The organism is Mesorhizobium sp. YM1C-6-2 (assembly GCF_003666685.1).
GTDB lineage: Bacteria > Pseudomonadota > Alphaproteobacteria > Rhizobiales > Rhizobiaceae > Mesorhizobium_K.
This window is the reverse complement of the sequence record NZ_RCIZ01000009.1, coordinates 115,789-132,353: the sequence shown is the minus strand read 5'-3', so window position 1 is coordinate 132,353 and position 16,565 is coordinate 115,789. Positions and strand designations below refer to the sequence as shown.

Below are 16,565 nucleotides of genomic sequence, written 5' to 3'. Positions count from 1 at the left end.
CCAAAATCAGGTCACAAAGCAATCGACACTGTGGCGGAAGGACGCTATTGCGCTTCGTTGCGACTGAATGCGCTTCCTGACGAAGCGCCAAAACCGGGACTATTCATGCTTTCTGCGCTCCGAAACGCCGCCGGGACCTGGGTGGCCAAGCTGCTTCTCCTGCTGCTCGTCGTGAGCTTCGCGGTCTGGGGCATCTCCGGCCAGGTGGCGACCGGCTTTGGCGGCAATTCGGTGGTGGCGGCCGGCGGCACCTCGGTGACGCCGATCGAGTATCGCCTCGCCTACGACCGGCAGATCGCGGTGCTGTCGCAGCAGTTCGGCACAAGGCTGACGCGCGAACAGGCCCGGGGCCTGGGCGTCGAGGACCAGGTGCTGGCGCAGCTCGTCGCCGGCGCCGTGCTCGACGAGCAGGCGAGCGAACTCGGCCTCGGGCTCTCGCAGGACAAGCTGGCGCAGCTCACCATGTCTGATCCGGCCTTCCAGGGCCCGGACGGGCGCTTCAGCCGCCAGCAGTTCGAATATGTGCTTCGCCAGATCGGCATGCGGCCGGAAGACTATCTGCAGAACCGCGGCCAGGTCGCGATCCGCCAGCAGATCGTCGAGGCGGTGTCGGACGGGATGAAGGCGCCGGACACCTTCCTGCGCGCCGTGGCGCTCTATCGCGGCGAAGACCGTACCGCCGAATACATCGTGCTGCCGAAATCGCTGGTCGAGCCGATCGAGGAGCCGTCGGACGCAGTGCTCTCGACCTATTTCGACGAGAACAAGCAGATCTACGCCGCGCCTGAATACCGCAAGATCGCCTACGTCACGCTGGTGCCCGAAAACATCACCGACGAATCGGCAGTCAGCGACGAGCAGGTGAAGGAAGACTACGAAAAGAACATCGATCGCTTCACGACGCCGGAGACGCGCACCATCGAGCAGCTCGTCTTCCCGAGCAAGGACGCGGCGCAGACGGCGCTTGATTCCATCAGGGCTGGCGCCACTTTCGATTCCATCGTGACGGCGCAGGGCAAGACGGCGGCCGACACGCTGCTCGGCACCTTCGCCAAGGACAAGGTTCCGGACCCGGCGGTCGCCGAAGCCGCCTTCGCGCTGCAGGCAAACGAGGTGAGCCAGATCGTCGACGGCGCCTTCGGGCCGGTGCTGGTGCGGGTGACGTCGATCGCGCCGGCCGTGGTCAAATCGCTCGCCGAAGCGACGCCGGAGATCCGCAAGGATCTGGCGCTGGCTGAAGCGAACCGCATCCTGCTCGACGTACACGACAATTACGAGGACAGCCGCGCCGCCGGCGAATCGCTGCGCGAGGCCGCCGGCAAGCTCGGCCTCAAGGTGATGACCGTCGACGCGATCGACCGCGCGGCGCAGCGGCCGGACGGCACCGTGGTCAACGACCTGCCGCAGTCGAAGGAACTGCTCGCCGCGGCCTTCGAGACCGAAGCCGGCATCGAGAACCCGGCGGTGAATGTCGGCAGCACGGGCTACGTGTTCTTCGAGGTCGAGGACATCGTCCCCGCCCGCGAGCGCACGCTGGACGAGGTGAAGGACAAGGTCGTCGCCGACTGGAAGGAAGCCGAGGCCGAGAACCGCTTGACCGCCAAGGCCGGCGAAATCGAGAAGCGCCTGAAGGACGGCACGTCGCTCGACACTCTGGCGACTGAGCTGAGCCTGGAAAAGCACATTAAGCGCGGCCTGAAGCGCGAGGCGGACGATGCCGATTTCGGCCGCGCCGGCGTCGCGGCGATCTTCGGCGGCGCCGAGGGCAGCAGCGGGCTGGTCGCCGCGCCGACCGGCGACGCGCAGATCGTCTTCAAGGTGACAGAAGTGTTCGAGCCGGCAGGCGCCGACGCCAACTCCGTTCCCGAGGATGCCCAGGCATCCTTCGCGTCCGGCATGGCCGACGACCTGCTCGACCAGCTCGTGGCAAAGCTGCAGAGCGAATACGGCGTGACGGTCAACCGGTCGGCGATCGAGCAGGCGCTGGCGTTCTGAGGCGAGTGGATCGGGGGCCATGGCAACGCTGAAGGAACACATCGCGAAAGTCGCGGCGGGCAAGCCGCTCTCCTTCGAGGAGGCCCGCGAGGCGTTCGAAATCATCATGTCCGGCGAGGCGACGCCCGGCCAGATCGGCGGCTTCCTGATGGCGCTGCGCGTGCGCGGCGAGACGGTCGACGAGATTTCCGGCGCGGTGGCGACGATGCGCGGCAAGATGCTGCGCGTCGAGGCGCCGGCCGATGCTGTCGACATCGTCGGCACCGGCGGCGACGGCTCGCACAGCCTGAACATCTCGACCGCCTCGGCCTTCGTCATCGCCGGCGCCGGCGTTCCGGTCGCCAAGCACGGCAACCGCGGACTGTCTTCGCAGACCGGCGCGGCCGACGTGCTCACCGCGCTCGGCGTCAAGATCGACCTCCCCCCGGAGGAAATCGGGCACTGCGTGGCGGAAGCCGGCGTCGGCTTCATGTTCGCGCCGGCGCACCATCCCGCGATGCGCCATGTCGGGCCTACACGCGCCGAACTGGGTACCCGCACCATCTTCAACCTGCTGGGGCCGCTTTCCAACCCGGCTGGCGTCAGGCGACAGATGGTCGGCGTGTTCGCACCCGAATGGGTGGAGCCGGTGGCCGAAACGCTGAAGGCGCTCGGCGCCGAACGCGCCTGGGTGGCGCATGGCGACGGCCTCGACGAGATCACGACGACAGGCGAGACGCGCATCGCGGAGCTGCTCGACGGGAAGGTCGGCACCTTCACGCTGACGCCGGAAGCGGTCGGCCTGAAGCGCTACCGCAAGGAGGACCTGCGCGGCGGCGATTCGGCCTACAACGCCGCGGCGCTGAGGATGCTGCTCGACGGCGCCCCCGGCGCCTATCGCGACACGGTGCTGATGAACGCCGGCGCGGGACTGGTCGTGGCCGGCAGGGCAGCCTCCATCGAGGATGGCGTGGCCAAGGCAGCCGAGGCGATCGACAGCGGCAAGGCCGCAAAGACCCTCGACCGGCTTGTCACCATATCGAACGGGTGAGCCGTGGCCGACATTCTCAAGAAGATCGAGACCTATAAGCGCGAGGAGATCGCCGCAGCCAAGGTGCGCGTGCCGCTCGCCGAGATCAAGGCCAGGGCGCGTGACGCGGACCGTCCGCGTGGCTTCCTTGCGGCGCTGGAAGCAAAGCGCAAGGCAGGCGATTTCGCGCTGATCGCCGAAGTCAAGAAGGCCAGCCCCTCCAAGGGACTGATCCGCGCCGATTTCGATCCGCCGGCGCTGGCGCGTGCCTATGAGAAAGGCGGCGCCGCCTGCCTGTCGGTGCTGACCGACAGCCCCTCCTTCCAGGGCGCGCCGGAATTCCTGACCAAAGCACGGGCGGCGACGAAGCTGCCGGCGCTGCGCAAGGATTTCATGTTCGAGGCCTATCAGGTGCATGAGGCGCGCGCCTGGGGCGCCGACGCCATCCTGATCATCATGGCGAGTGTCGACGACGACACGGCGAAGGCGCTGGAGAACACCGCGCACGAACTCTGTATGGACGCGCTGATCGAGGTGCATGACGAAGAAGAGACCGAGCGCGCGCTGAAACTCTCCTCGCGCCTGATCGGCATCAACAATCGCAATCTCAGGACCTTCGAGACGACGCTCGAAACATCGGAGCGGCTGGCGAATCTGGTGCCCGACGACCGGCTGCTGGTCGGCGAGAGCGGCATCTTCACGCATGACGACTGCCTGCGGCTGGAGCGGGCGGGCATCGGCACCTTCCTGGTCGGCGAGAGCCTGATGCGGCAGGCCGACGTGACTGCCGCCACCAGGACGCTGCTCCAGGGCGCGTTGGCCGCGCAGCAGGCTTGAAACGTATGGCTCGTCTCACCCATCTGGGCGCCGACGGCAAGGCCGACATGGTCGATGTCGGAACCAAGGCCGAGACGGAACGCACGGCGATCGCCGAGGGATCGGTGACCATGCAGCCGGAAACCTTGCGCATCATTCTCGACGGCAACGCCAAGAAGGGCGACGTGCTGGGCGCGGCGCGCATCGCCGGCATCATGGCGGCCAAGAAGACGCATGATCTCATCCCGCTCTGCCACCCGCTGCTGCTGACCAAAGTCGCCGTCGACATCGAGCCCGACGAAACCCTGCCCGGCCTGCGCGTCACCGCACTCGCCCGCGTGACGGGAAAGACCGGCGTCGAGATGGAGGCGCTGACGGCCGCCTCCGTCGCCTGCCTCACCATCTACGACATGGCGAAGGCGGTCGACCGGGGCATGGTCATTTCCGGGATCAGGCTGGTCGAGAAGACCGGCGGCAAGTCCGGCGACTACAAGGCCAAGCCCGGAGCCGCCGGGTGAGCGGCCTGCTGCCGGTCGACGAGGCGATTGCGCGCCTGCTCGCCGGCGCGGAGCCGGTCGGAACCGAAACCGTGCCGCTGGCCGAGGCCGCCGGCCGCGTGCTGGCCGAACCGCTGGTAGCGCTGCGCACGCAGCCGCCCTTCCCGGCTTCGGCCATGGACGGCTATGCGGTGCGGGCCGACGACGTGGCCGAGGTTCCGGCGCGACTGACCGTCACCGGCATTGCCGCGGCGGGAAGGCTGTTTCCGGGCGCGGTCGGCCGCGGCGAGGCGGTGCGCATCTTCACAGGCGCGCCGGTGCCTGACGGCGCCGATACGATCGCCATCCAGGAGAACGTGAAGGAGCTTGCCGGCGACACGATCGAGGTGCTCGAGACGGTCGCGGCAGGCCGGCACATACGCGCCGTCGGGCTCGACTTCGCCGAGGGCCAGCCGCTGCTGGAAAAAGGCCGCGTGCTCGATGCCGCCGCCCTTTCGCTGGCGGCCGCGGCCAACCACCCTGCCCTGCCCGTGATCGGCAAGCCTCTGGTCGCGATCATCGCCACCGGCGACGAGCTGCTGCCGCCCGGCAGCACGCCCGGCCCCGACCAGATCATCGCCTCGAACGCATACGGCGTCGCGGCGATCGCCAGGGAGGCCGGCGCGCGCGTGCTCGATCTCGGCATCGCGCCCGACAGGGTGGAAGCAATCTCGGCGCTGGTGGAGAAGGCGCTCGCCGCCGATGCCGATGTGATCGTCACGCTTGGCGGCGCATCGGTCGGCGACCACGACGTCGTGCGCCAGACGCTGGCCTCGCTCGGCATGGAACTGGATTTCTGGAAGATCGCCATGCGGCCGGGCAAGCCGCTGATGTCGGGACGGCTGGGCGCGACGCGCTGCATCGGCCTGCCCGGCAATCCGGTGGCGAGCCTTGTCTGCTCGCACCTCTTCATCAAGCCGCTGCTTGCGCGACTTGGTGGACGGCCGCACGACAGCCATGTCGTCGATGCCGTGCTCGGCGCGCCGATGACCGAAAATGACGTGCGCCGGGATTATGTGCGCAGCACCGTCTCGCGCACCGCCGGCGGCCTTGTGGCCACCCCCTTCGGCGTCCAGGATTCGTCCATGCTGAAACTGTTTGCGGACGCGGATGGACTCATCATACGCGAACCTCACGCGCCGACCGCCAAGGCGGGCGATCCGTGCCGCGTCGTTCTGTTACGCTGAACAAATCATCAACGAATTCATTAAAATTTAAACAGTTGCGGAACACAACTGGAACAGATAGTGTTTGTTCTGGTTTTGTTTGGCATGTGATTCCGGGGAGATCCAGGATGCTGACCCGCAAGCAACACGAACTTCTCCTCTTCATCCATGAGAGGCTGAAGGAGTCCGGCATCCCGCCTTCCTTCGACGAAATGAAGGAGGCGCTGGACCTTGCGTCGAAGTCCGGCATCCATCGGCTGATCACCGCGCTCGAGGAGCGCGGCTTCATTCGCCGCCTGCCCAACCGGGCGCGCGCGCTGGAGGTTCTGCGGCTGCCGGATTCGATCGCTCCCGGCCTGAACGCAGCGCGAAAATTCTCGCCGAGCGTCATCCAGGGCGGGCATGGGCGCCCCCAGGTGGAAGCGCCACGATCCCGGGCAGCGAGCAATGACGACGACGCGGGCGCGTCGGTTTCCATTCCGGTCATGGGCCGCATCGCGGCGGGTGTGCCGATCGACGCCATCCAGCACAAGACCCATTCGATCGCCGTGCCGCCGGAGATGCTGTCGGGCGGCGAGCACTATGCGCTCGAGGTGAAGGGCGATTCGATGATCGAGGCCGGGATTTTCGACGGCGATACGGTCATCATCAAAAACGCGTCATCGGCCAATCCCGGCGAGATCGTCGTGGCCCTGGTCGACGAGGAGGAAGCGACGTTGAAGCGCTTCCGCCGCAAGGGCGCATCCATCGCGCTCGAAGCCGCGAACCCCGCCTACGAGACACGCATCTTCGGACCCGACCGGGTCAAGGTCCAGGGTAAGCTGGTCGGGCTCATAAGGCGCTACTGAGCGGTTTCCCGATCATCGGCGGATGCATTCTGCCGGCTGCTTGAGCCGGCAGCCTCCGATGCCGGCTGCGCGTCCGGAGCGTCCCGCGGTGGTTCGGTTTTCGGCTTGCGCCGATAGGCTGGCAAGCCACGCGCCTCGCGTGAGAAACGTCGCTGTTCGTGCCACGGGCGGAAAGGACGGCTGATCGCGTATTCGGCCGTTGCCATTGCGGCTGACGCGCCTTCCCGATCATTGCTCGGCAGTTCGATCGCAGCACTTCCATTGAGCGCCAGATCGCGTTTGGTGACGACGAGCACGTCCTTCCAGCGGCAGACATTCCTGGCGGTCGCATCGTCGATGACGATGACGCTCGCAACCGCGCAGGCGTCGAGCGCTGCCTGTGCGTCGAGCGCATGGGCCACGACAGCGCCCGAGGAACGGCGCGCCAGGCAGAGCCCTTCGGCGCAGACGAAGCCGGCCGAAGATGGCTTGTGGGCACGTTGCTGCGGCTGGTTATCCCAGGACGCACCGCCCTGCGTCGGGTTCAATCCCACAGCGCTCGCACCGTCCCCCACCTGCCTGCCGGCTTCGGCACCAGCCTCGACCGGCTCGGCAGTTGTTCGCTGCTGCTTTCCTTCCGGCCGCACCATCTCGTCCGCGCGAATGGCGCGTTTCCAGTTGTCGATGGTGAATTCGTTCGGCCGCGCCCGGTTGACGGCGATGCGCCCGTCGCCCAGGGCGAGCCCGACGAGGCGGCCGTCTTCTGAGACGAACAGATCGGGCCGCGGGCGGTCGACCAGGAGCATGAGGCCGGCAAGCGCAACGGGGACCGCGGCGATGCGCAGCCAGGTCGAGCAGATCGTGGCTATGAGCAGCGCGACGGTCAGCACCGCGACAGCGGCCGGCGGAATGAGACCGACAATGTCGGCCGGCGAGCGCTCGGAGAACCATTTTGCGACTGCGATGGTGGCGGAAAGGCCAAGCCCCATGACATGGAAGAACGGCCCGTCGAGGCCGAACGGCATGGCCAGCGCGCCGAACACGGCAAACGGCATGACGACCGCCGAGACAACAGGCATGGCAGTGAGATTGGTGAAGAGGCCGAGCGACGGCATCTGCTGGAAATGCCAGGCCGCGTAGATGGTCGTCGCGCCGCCGGCGACGATGGATGTCATGGCGAGGCCTGCTGCCGCCAGGAGCAGATAGCGCAACCCCCTGCCCGCCAGCGAGCGGTCCACCGGCGGTGAGCCGGGCCGATCGGCGCGCCAGTCCGACCAGGCGGCGTAGGCGCCGACGAGAGCGGCCGTCGCGGCAAACGACATCTGGAAGCTCGGCCCGACCACCTCGTGCGGCGAGACCGCGATGACGATGATCGCCGAGATGGCGAGGTTGCGAAGCGTCAGCGCCGCACGGTCGAAGAGCACGGCAGCCAGCATCACGGCGAGCATGATGAAGCTGCGTTGCGCGGCGACCTCCGCGCCAGAGATGAAGAGGTAGCCGGCAAGCCCGGCGATGGCGAGCGCCGCCGCATATTTCTTGACCGGATGGCGCGAGGAGAAATCCGGGAACAGCGCGAAGCCCGAGCGCAGCAGGACCATGATGGTGCCCGCGACCAGCGCCATGTGCAGGCCCGAGATGGAAATGACGTGGTAGATGCCGGAGCGCCGCAGCGCCTCGTTGATATCCTCCGGGATACCGGCCCGCACGCCCACCACCAGCGCTGCCGCGATCTCGCCTTCCGGCCCGCCGATCCGGCTGCGGATGCGGTCGGCGATCGCCTGGCGGGCGCGTTCCACCGCTGCATCGAACCGCGCGGCCAATGGCGGCGGCCCCGGCGAAGCTGCGAGTTCCGGCCCGCGCAGGAAAAACCCGCTGGCGCCAATGCCGTCGAAATAGCTTTCGAAGGAAAAGTCGTAGCTGTCCGGCCGGACGGGGCCTGACGGCGGCATGAGCCGGACGAGACCCGTGACGACCGCACCTGCCTCGACGCCTTCCGGAACGCGGCGCGCCGAAACGCGCACACGATCGGGCGTGTAGCGCAGCACCGGGCGTTCTGTGCCGGTGACATCGATGGTGAGCCGCACCCGGCCGTCCGCAAGCCGTTCGACCTCGGCGACCCGGCCGGACAATTGCGTCGTCACCTCGCCGCCGAGCATTTTCGTTGCCGCGCGCCAGGTTTCGGCCTTGGCGAGCAGAGCCCCGAGGACGCAGAGCAATCCGGCTGCGATTGCCATGCTCAGCAGCGGCCGTGCGCCGGCGGCGAAGGCACACAGGGCCAGTCCCGCCACGCCTGCCACAAGCGGGACAAAACCCGGTTCCTGACGAAGCGCGAAATAGACGAGCGCGCCTGCGGCCAGGAACACCGGCGCCAAGAGAAAGGCAATTCCGCGGTCCAGTTCGGTCGCCATGGCGACGTTGAAGGCTTTGGCCGCAACGGCTCGCGACGGAATGCGGTCGTTCGCGATATGCGAACGGATCGGCGGCGCCTGTCGAGCACGCGCGAGCGACCGCGCCAATAGCCCCCCGGCATCGCGAAGCCGCCAGGGAGCCGGCAGATCGTCCGGCCCGCTGGCGTCCTGCGCCGGAACAGGCGGCGCATCCGCTCGCGCTTCCAGGGGCGGTGCAGCGGGTAGGCTTGCAGCCGGCAATGCGAAGGGCGCGGCGTCGCGCACGAACATCGCGCGTTCGCCGGCGCTTTCAGGCGATCGTTCCTTCGCCATCTCCGCCCCCCGCAGAGCCCGACACTTGCACGACGGGCGACCTATGCTACATGAACGCCGACTTTTATCCATCGGCCCCGGTTTCAGGCCCGGGTCCCCATTGCGGTCGTCTTTCCGCGCCGCCACCCGAGATCAGAATGTCCGAAACCGTCGTCACACGCTTTGCCCCTTCGCCCACGGGCTACCTGCACATAGGCGGGGCGCGCACCGCGCTCTTCAACTGGCTCTACGCCCGCCACACCAAGGGCACGATGCTGCTCCGCATCGAGGACACCGACCGCGAGCGTTCAACCGATGCGGCGACCGAAGCGATACTCGACGGCCTGTCCTGGCTAGGCCTGCATTGGGAGGGCGAGCCGATCTCGCAGTTCGAGCGCGCCGGACGTCACCGCGAGGTGGCCGAGGAACTGGTGCGCATGGGCAAGGCCTATTACGCCTACGAGACCCCGGCGGAGCTCGACGCCATGCGCGAGAAGGCGCGCGCCGAGGGCCGCCCGCCGCGCTATGACGGAAGCTGGCGCGACCGCGATCCGTCAGAGGCGCCGGTCGGCGTAAAGCCCGTCATCCGTATCAAGGCGCCGAGGGACGGCGAGACCATCGTGCGCGACCGCGTGCAGGGCGACGTCAAGTTTCCTAACAAGGATCTCGACGATTTCATCATCCTGCGCTCGGACGGCGTGCCGACCTACATGCACGCGGTGGTCGTCGACGACCACGACATGGGCGTTACCCACATCATCCGCGGCGACGACCACCTGACCAACGCCGCGCGCCAGCAGGTCATCTATGACGCCATGGGTTGGGACATCCCCGTCATGGCGCATATCCCGCTGATCCACGGCGCTGACGGAGCGAAGCTGTCGAAGCGCCACGGCGCGCTCGGCGTCGATGCCTATCGCGCCATGGGCTACCTCCCGGCGGCGCTGCGCAACTATCTGGCGCGCCTCGGCTGGAGCCATGGCGACGACGAGGTGATGAGCCTCGACGACATGATCCGCTGGTTCGAGATCGAGGACGTCAACAGGGGCGCGGCGCGCTTCGACTTCGCCAAGCTCGAGGCGCTGAATGGTATTCACATGCGCAAGATGGACGACGCCGAGCTGCTCGACGACTTCATCCGCACCCTGCCCTATCTGGAGAACGGCAAGGCGATCGCCGACCGCCTGGACGAGAAGACCAAGGCACAGCTCCTCGCCGCCATGCCCGGCCTGAAGGAGCGCGCCAAGACGCTGGTGGAGCTCGCCGACGGAGCGGCGTTCCTGTTCGCCGAGCGGCCGCTGCCGGTCGAAGAGAAGGCGAAGGCGCTGCTGATGGGAAATCAGGACGTGCTGAGGGACGCGCTCGACGTGCTGAAGGCGGTCGAGGGCGAGTGGAACGCCGCTTCGGCGGAGGCCGGAATTAGAAGCTTTGCCGAGGCAAAGGGGCTGAAGCTCGGTGCTGTCGCGCAGCCGTTGCGTGCGGCGCTTACCGGGAGAACGACGTCGCCCGGCGTGTTCGACGTGCTCGCGGTACTGGGCCGCGACGAGAGCCTGGCCCGCATCGCGGATCAAATCGATTAGGACAACGACACTGACATTTTTAGCATTGAATCCCGGCTGTTGCGGTGCAACATTGTCGCCAACGACAAGGGGTTGGGACTCTGTCTGCGCTGTCCGAGGCAAGATCGGCTGGCCTGCATCGGACAAGCATTCCAATAACAACAAATGGGTAGGCTGAAGGAGGTTGCGATGACCACTGCGAAACTGGAATTTGCCGACAAAACCCATGAGTACAAGGTCCGAAGCGGCACCATCGGCCCTGACGTCATTGACATTTCCTCGCTCTACGCCACCACCGGCGCCTTCACCTACGACCCCGGCTTCACCTCCACCGCCAGCTGCGAATCGGGCATCACCTTCATCGACGGCGACAACGGCATCCTGCTGCACCGCGGCTATCCGATCGACCAGCTCGCCGAGCACGGCGACTTCCTCGAGGTCTGCTACCTGCTGCTCTATGGCGAGCTCCCGACGAAGGCGCAGAAGGACGATTTCGACTACCGCATCACGCGCCACACGATGGTGCACGAGCAGATGTCGAAGTTCTTCTCCGGCTTCCGCCGCGACGCCCATCCGATGGCGGTGATGTGCGGCGTGGTCGGCGCGCTGTCGGCCTTCTACCACGACTCGACCGACATCTCCGACCCGCACCAGCGCATGATCGCGTCGATGCGCCTGATCGCCAAGATGCCGACGATCGCCGCCATGGCCTACAAGTACCACGTCGGCCAGCCCTTCGTTTACCCGAAGAACGATCTCGGCTACGCCGCCAACTTCCTGCATATGTGCTTCGCGGTGCCGTGCGAGGAATACAAGATCAACCCGGTGCTGGCGCGTGCGATGGAGCGCATCTTCATCCTCCACGCCGACCACGAGCAGAACGCATCGACCTCGACGGTCAGGCTTGCCGGCTCGTCTGGCGCCAACCCGTTCGCCTGCATCGCAGCCGGCATTGCCTCGCTCTGGGGTCCCGCGCATGGCGGCGCCAACGAGGCCGCGCTCAACATGCTGAGCGATATCGGCACGGTCGAGCACATTCCGGAATTCATCGCCCGCGCCAAGGACAAGAACGATCCGTTCCGCCTGATGGGCTTCGGCCACCGCGTCTACAAGAACTACGATCCGCGCGCCAAGATCATGCAGAAGACCGCGCATGAGGTTCTCGGCGAGCTCGGCATCAAGGACGATCCGATGCTCGACGTCGCGATGGAACTCGAGAAGATCGCGCTCACCGACGAATATTTCATCGAGAAGAAGCTCTACCCGAACGTCGACTTCTATTCCGGCATCACGCTGAAGGCGCTCGGCTTCCCCACCTCCATGTTCACCGTGCTGTTCGCGGTGGCGCGCACCGTCGGCTGGGTCGCGCAGTGGAAGGAGATGATCGAGGATCCGCAGCAGAAGATCGGCCGCCCACGCCAGCTCTACACCGGCGCTACGGAACGCGACTACGTGCCGATCGCGAAGCGGTAAGAAGAATAGGGAATAGCGAGTAGCGAATAGGACGATTGAACTATTCGCTATTCGCTATTCGCTATTCGCTTCAAAATAATTCCTGCCGCCATCTCCCCGGCCGGCCTTTCCGTCGCCAGGCGGCGCGAGACTTCCGCAAATCCGTCCTTCTGCCAGCGCCGCAGCGCCGTGTCCTCGAACAGGCCTTCGAGATGCCGGGCCAGCCATGCCGGGCGCACATACTGATTGTAGAACTCGTTGACGACGGTCCGGTCGGCGATCAGGTTGGGAAGCGACGCGCTCCAGGTCGTAATCAGCCGCTGCGCAACCCGGGCGATCGGGTCGAGCTTGTAGCAGGAAACGAGCGGCACCCCGGCAAGCGCAAGCTCCAGCGAGACCGTTCCGGACGCGGCAAGCGCCGCATCCGCTTCGCCGAACGCCTGCCATTTGCCGGCGGAGTCGCTGACGATCTCGGGTTTCTGCCCCCAGTTCGCGACCGACGATTCCACGAGCTTCGCCACATGCGGCACCGTCGGCAGGACGAGCCGCAGCCTGTGGCCCCGCGCCCTCAGGATCGAGACCGTCTCGCCGAACGGCTGGATCAGGCGACTGACCTCGCTCCTGCGCGAGCCGGGCAGCAGCAGCAGGGTCTTTTCGCGGCCGGCAGGAAAGTCGCGCGGCGCGGCCTGCGTGGCGGTGGCTGCACGCATGCCGGCGTCGCCGGTCAGCCTGTGCCCGACGAACGTGCCCGGCGGCCCGCCGAGGCGTTCGAGCTCCGCGGGCTCGAAGGGCAGGATGCAGAGTATGTGGTCGACATAGGGCTTCATCGCGGCTGCCCTGCCCGGCCGCCACGCCCACACGCTCGGGCAGATGTAGTGGATGATCGGGATATCGGGATTGGCCGCCCGCACCTTCCTGGCGACGCGCAGGGTGAAATCCGGGTTGTCGATGGTGATCAGGCAATCGGGCTTTGCGGCGACGATGGCGCGCGCGGTATCGCCGATGCGCTTCGCCAGCCGCGGCAGGTCGCGGAGCACGGCCGAAAATCCCATCAGCGCGATGTCGCCGGCATCGAATAGCGGCGTCAGGCCGAGCGCCTGCAGATGACGTCCGCCGACGCCCACCAGCGTTATGTCGCGGCCGGTCGCGGCCTTCAGCGCGGCGATGGCGTCGGCGCCGAGCAGGTCGCCGGATTCCTCGCCCGCGACGATGCCGATCTTCAGCGGCCGCGCCGCGCTCATGGCCGCTTTCCTTTGGGCAGGCCGACCACGAAGAGGCCGAGCCGGTCCGCTTCGGCGATCACACCGGCGAGGTCGAGCACGAGCGAGCGCTCCGCCTCGACGGCGATGCCGGCAAGCCCGGCCGCATGGGCCTCGACGACGGTTCTGGGGCCGATGGTCGGCAGGTCCATGCGCAGTTCCTGCCCCGGCTTGGCGCATTTGACCAGCACGCCGCGCGTCTTGCCGGCAAGCCGCCCGTGCGGGCGGAGGTCCCTCACCCGTTCGAGCAGCGCATCGGTGCCCTCGATGCCTTCGAGCGCGATGGCGCGGCCGCCGATCGCCACAGCCGCCTGGCCGATGTCCAGCGCGCCGATGGCTCGCGCCGCCGCTTCGGCGGCCTCGATGTCGCGCCAGTCCGACCTCTGCGGCGGCGCGCCTGCCATCTGGCCTTCGGTCGCCAGCAGGTCGGGTGCGATCTCATGCGCTCCGACCAACTTGATGCCGATCGATTCCAGGCCGCCGCCGAGCGCGCGCAACGCGCCGTCGTCGCCCTTGATCAGCCCGGCCAGCACCCGCGGCAGGAAGCGCATCAAGGCCAGCGACGGCTTGAGCGCGGTGAGCTTCGGCCGCCTGCCGATGCCGCCGGCAAGGACCGCATGGGTGATGCCCTGCCGCTTCAGAATAGCCCCAAGACCGGCGATGTTCTCGATCGCCAGTTCCTCGTGATCGAAGGCCGAGAGGCCGGCGGCATCCACCTCGCCCTTCATCATCACCACGAAGGGTTTGCGTCCGCGAGCAGCAAGCTCCTCGGCAACGTCGAGCGGCAGCCTGCCGCTGCCGGCGACGATGGCAACCCTGTCGCCAGGCTGGAGCTGGAGGCGGCCGGTACGCTCAGTCGCCGTCATCGTCGCTGTCTGCGCCGTCGCGCAGCGGCGGCACGGTGAAATGGCGCTTGCCGCGCGCCTGGATGAAGTCCAGCACGTCGCGCACGATGGCGGAGTCGCCGAACTGGCGCTCGACCTCGGGGATGTTCTCGGCGACCGATCGCGACGGGTCGAAGATCATCCGGTAGGCCTTGCGCAGTGCGAAGATGTCGGCGCGCGCGACGCCGGAACGCCTCATGCCGATGACGTTGAGGCCGCGCAGACGTGCGCGGTTGCCCATCACCATGCCGTAGGGAATGACGTCGCCGTCGATGATGGCGGCTCCGCCGGCGAAGGCATGATGACCGATGCGTGTCATCTGGTGGACGGCCACGAGGCCGCCCAGCGTGACGTTGTTGCCGACCTCGACATGGCCGCCGAGCGTCGCGACGTTGGCCATGGTGACGTTGTCGCCGACGACGCAGTCATGCGCGATATGCGAATAGGCGAGGAAATTGCCGTTGTCGCCGACCGTCGTCTCGCCGCGGCTGGTGTCGGTGCCGCGGTGCATGGTGACACCCTCGCGGATCGTGCAATTCCTGCCGATGACGAGCGTCGTCGGGCCGCCCTTGTGCTTGGTGTTCTGCGGCGGGCCGCCAAGGATCGCCATCGACGAGACCTTGCAGTCCTCGCCCACCGTCACGCCGCGATGCACGACGACATGGCTGGAGAGTTCGACGCGGTCGCCGACCGCAGCACCCGCCTCGATGTGGCAGAAGGGGCCAATCACGACGCCGGCGCCCAATTCGGCGCCCGGCTCGACCACAGCCATGGGATGGATCTTGGTGTCCGGCATGAACCCTGCCCTTTACGCCGCGCCAGCCGGCGCAAGCATGGCCTGTATCTCGGCCTCCGCGACCATCGCCCCGTCGACGAAGGCCTCGCAGGCGAAACGCACGATATTGCCGCGCTTCTTGATCTTCCGCACCTTGATCTCGAGCCGGTCGCCGGGAACCACGGGCTTTCGGAACTTGGCGTCGTCTATGGTGAGGAAATAGACGAGAGACGGCTTGTCGCTGCCCGCCGCCCTGAGCGAGATCGCGCCGGCGACCTGCGCCATCGCCTCGACGATGAGGACGCCCGGCATCACCGGCTGGCCGGGGAAATGCCCTTGGAACTGCGGCTCGTTGTAGGTGACGTTCTTGATGCCGGTGGCCGAATTGTCCCCATCCACATCGACGATCCGGTCGAGCATAAGGAACGGATAGCGGTGCGGCAGGAGCTTCATGAGCTCGAGGATGTCGATCGATTCGAGAGTATCCTCAGCCATTGCCTTTCCCCTGCTTCAACCGTCCGGAAGCGAGCCTTCTCAAGGCCACAACGGCGCGCATCATGCGCGCCATCGGCTCGGCCGGATAGCCCGCCCAGATCTCGCCTGCCGGCACGTTGTCCATGAATCCGCTGCCGGCCGCAAGCTGCGCGCCCGTGCCGATCGTCAGGTGATCGGCGATACCGACGCCGCCGCCCATCACCACATTGTCCTCGACCGTGACGGAACCGGAAATGCCGACGAGCCCGGCGATCAGGCAGTTGCGCCCGATGCGCACGTTGTGTGCGATCTGCACCAGATTGTCGATCTTGGTGTTTTCGCCGATCACGGTGTCGGCCAGCGCGCCACGGTCGACGGTCGCGTTGGCGCCGATCTCGACATTGTCCTGGATGACGACGCGGCCGATCTGCGGGATGCGCTCCGGCCCTGATGCGCCGGCGGTGAAGCCAAAACCGTCCTGGCCGATCCTGGCGCCTGCATGGATGATGACGCGGTTGCCGGCGAGCGTCGCCTGGAGGCTGGCGCCGGGGCCGACATAACAGTCGCGGCCGATCTGGCAGGACTTTCCGATAACGGCGTTCGGCGCGACGATCGTGCCGGAGCCGATCGCGACGCCGGGGCCGATCACCGCGCCGGCTTCCACGATGACGCCGGGCTCGATTCGCGCCGACGGGTCGACATGCGCGCCCGCCGAAATCCCGGTTTCGCCGGTCAGAGGTCCCGGCGAGGCGGCGGCGGGGAACATCAACCGACCGATCATTGCGAAGGCGGATTGCGGCTTCCTGGTCACCAGAACGGCGACGCCAGGCCTCACTTTTGGTGCAACGTCGGCGGTGCAGAAGATCGCCGCGGCCTCGACACTTTCGGCGAGCCGCGCATTGTTGCGGCCCTCGACATAGACGAGCATGCCCTCGCCGCCTTCGGAGGCGGACGCGATGCCTGAGATCTCGATGTCGGAATGCGCGGGGTCGACGAGTTCGGCTCCGGCCAGGTTCGCGACCTCGGCCGCCGTATACCGGCGCGTCGGCACGAAGAACACCGGTTCGGTCATTCGGAGCTTTTTCCAGGTGGACGCCCGGCCTGAGCGGCCGGG

At 67.0% G+C, this 16,565-nt stretch carries 14 protein-coding genes; 8 read left to right on the top strand and 6 right to left on the bottom strand.

All coding sequences use genetic code 11. From position 1 onward, the window contains the following. Positions 1-105 precede the first annotated feature (105 nt). The 6 genes from D8676_RS20545 to lexA all read left to right on the top strand — a co-directional run bounded on the left by D8676_RS20545 (position 106) and on the right by lexA (position 6,370). Entirely contained in the window at positions 106-1,995 is a 1,890-nt protein-coding gene (locus D8676_RS20545; RefSeq protein ID WP_121582954.1) for a peptidylprolyl isomerase, read from the top strand. A 19-nt stretch (positions 1,996-2,014) separates the two neighbouring features. After that, positions 2,015-3,025: an anthranilate phosphoribosyltransferase gene (trpD, locus tag D8676_RS20540; RefSeq protein ID WP_121582953.1), complete on the top strand. Its 1,011-nt coding sequence runs from the start codon at positions 2,015-2,017 to the stop codon at positions 3,023-3,025. A gap of 3 nt (positions 3,026-3,028) precedes the next feature. Beyond that, on the top strand, positions 3,029-3,841 hold the full coding sequence (gene trpC / locus D8676_RS20535) for an indole-3-glycerol phosphate synthase TrpC (protein ID WP_121582952.1): 813 nt from the start codon (positions 3,029-3,031) through the stop codon (positions 3,839-3,841). Positions 3,842-3,846: 5 nt separating this feature from the next. Next, positions 3,847-4,338 carry a cyclic pyranopterin monophosphate synthase MoaC gene (gene moaC / locus D8676_RS20530; RefSeq protein ID WP_121582951.1) on the top strand — a complete coding sequence of 164 codons (492 nt, stop codon included), beginning with the start codon at positions 3,847-3,849 and terminating at the stop codon, positions 4,336-4,338. Positions 4,339-4,343: 5 nt separating this feature from the next. Next, the gene (glp, locus tag D8676_RS20525) at positions 4,344-5,543 is read left to right on the top strand and encodes a gephyrin-like molybdotransferase Glp (protein ID WP_121583037.1); all 1,200 of its coding nucleotides are present in this window, start codon (positions 4,344-4,346) and stop codon (positions 5,541-5,543) included. Between the two features lie 107 nt (positions 5,544-5,650). Continuing rightward, complete coding sequence (gene lexA / locus D8676_RS20520; protein ID WP_121582950.1) at positions 5,651-6,370, top strand: transcriptional repressor LexA; 720 nt, start codon at positions 5,651-5,653, stop codon at positions 6,368-6,370. On the opposite strand, the gene D8676_RS20515 is transcribed toward lexA, so the two are convergent. Next, complete coding sequence (locus D8676_RS20515; protein ID WP_245426969.1) at positions 6,364-9,069, bottom strand: ComEC/Rec2 family competence protein; 2,706 nt, start codon at positions 9,067-9,069, stop codon at positions 6,364-6,366. The two genes, lexA and D8676_RS20515, sit on opposite strands and share 7 nt — an antisense overlap. A 137-nt stretch (positions 9,070-9,206) precedes the next feature. Between D8676_RS20515 and gltX the strand changes: the two genes are divergently transcribed. Both gltX and gltA read left to right on the top strand, forming a co-directional pair. Beyond that, positions 9,207-10,628: a glutamate--tRNA ligase gene (gene gltX, locus D8676_RS20510; protein WP_121582949.1), complete on the top strand. Its 1,422-nt coding sequence runs from the start codon at positions 9,207-9,209 to the stop codon at positions 10,626-10,628. A gap of 168 nt (positions 10,629-10,796) precedes the next feature. After that, complete coding sequence (gene gltA / locus D8676_RS20505; RefSeq protein WP_245426966.1) at positions 10,797-12,080, top strand: citrate synthase; 1,284 nt, start codon at positions 10,797-10,799, stop codon at positions 12,078-12,080. A 47-nt stretch (positions 12,081-12,127) separates the two neighbouring features. On the opposite strand, the gene lpxB is transcribed toward gltA, so the two are convergent. Genes lpxB through lpxD form a run of 5 tightly spaced genes read right to left on the bottom strand, consistent with a single transcriptional unit; the run spans position 12,128 to position 16,523 of the window. Continuing rightward, positions 12,128-13,300, bottom strand: coding sequence for a lipid-A-disaccharide synthase (lpxB, locus tag D8676_RS20500; protein ID WP_210210739.1), 1,173 nt, complete (start codon positions 13,298-13,300; stop codon positions 12,128-12,130). Further along, complete coding sequence (lpxI, locus tag D8676_RS20495) at positions 13,297-14,184, bottom strand: UDP-2,3-diacylglucosamine diphosphatase LpxI (RefSeq protein WP_121582947.1); 888 nt, start codon at positions 14,182-14,184, stop codon at positions 13,297-13,299. Before lpxI ends, lpxB begins: the two co-directional genes overlap by 4 nt. Next, the gene (lpxA, locus tag D8676_RS20490) at positions 14,171-14,998 is read right to left on the bottom strand and encodes an acyl-ACP--UDP-N-acetylglucosamine O-acyltransferase (RefSeq protein WP_121582946.1); all 828 of its coding nucleotides are present in this window, start codon (positions 14,996-14,998) and stop codon (positions 14,171-14,173) included. Before lpxA ends, lpxI begins: the two co-directional genes overlap by 14 nt. Before the next feature lie 12 nt (positions 14,999-15,010). Next, positions 15,011-15,472, bottom strand: a complete 462-nt coding sequence (gene fabZ, locus D8676_RS20485) for a 3-hydroxyacyl-ACP dehydratase FabZ (RefSeq protein WP_121582945.1) — start codon at positions 15,470-15,472, stop codon at positions 15,011-15,013. After that, entirely contained in the window at positions 15,465-16,523 is a 1,059-nt protein-coding gene (gene lpxD / locus D8676_RS20480) for a UDP-3-O-(3-hydroxymyristoyl)glucosamine N-acyltransferase (RefSeq protein ID WP_121582944.1), read from the bottom strand. Before lpxD ends, fabZ begins: the two co-directional genes overlap by 8 nt. Positions 16,524-16,565: the final 42 nt, after the last annotated feature.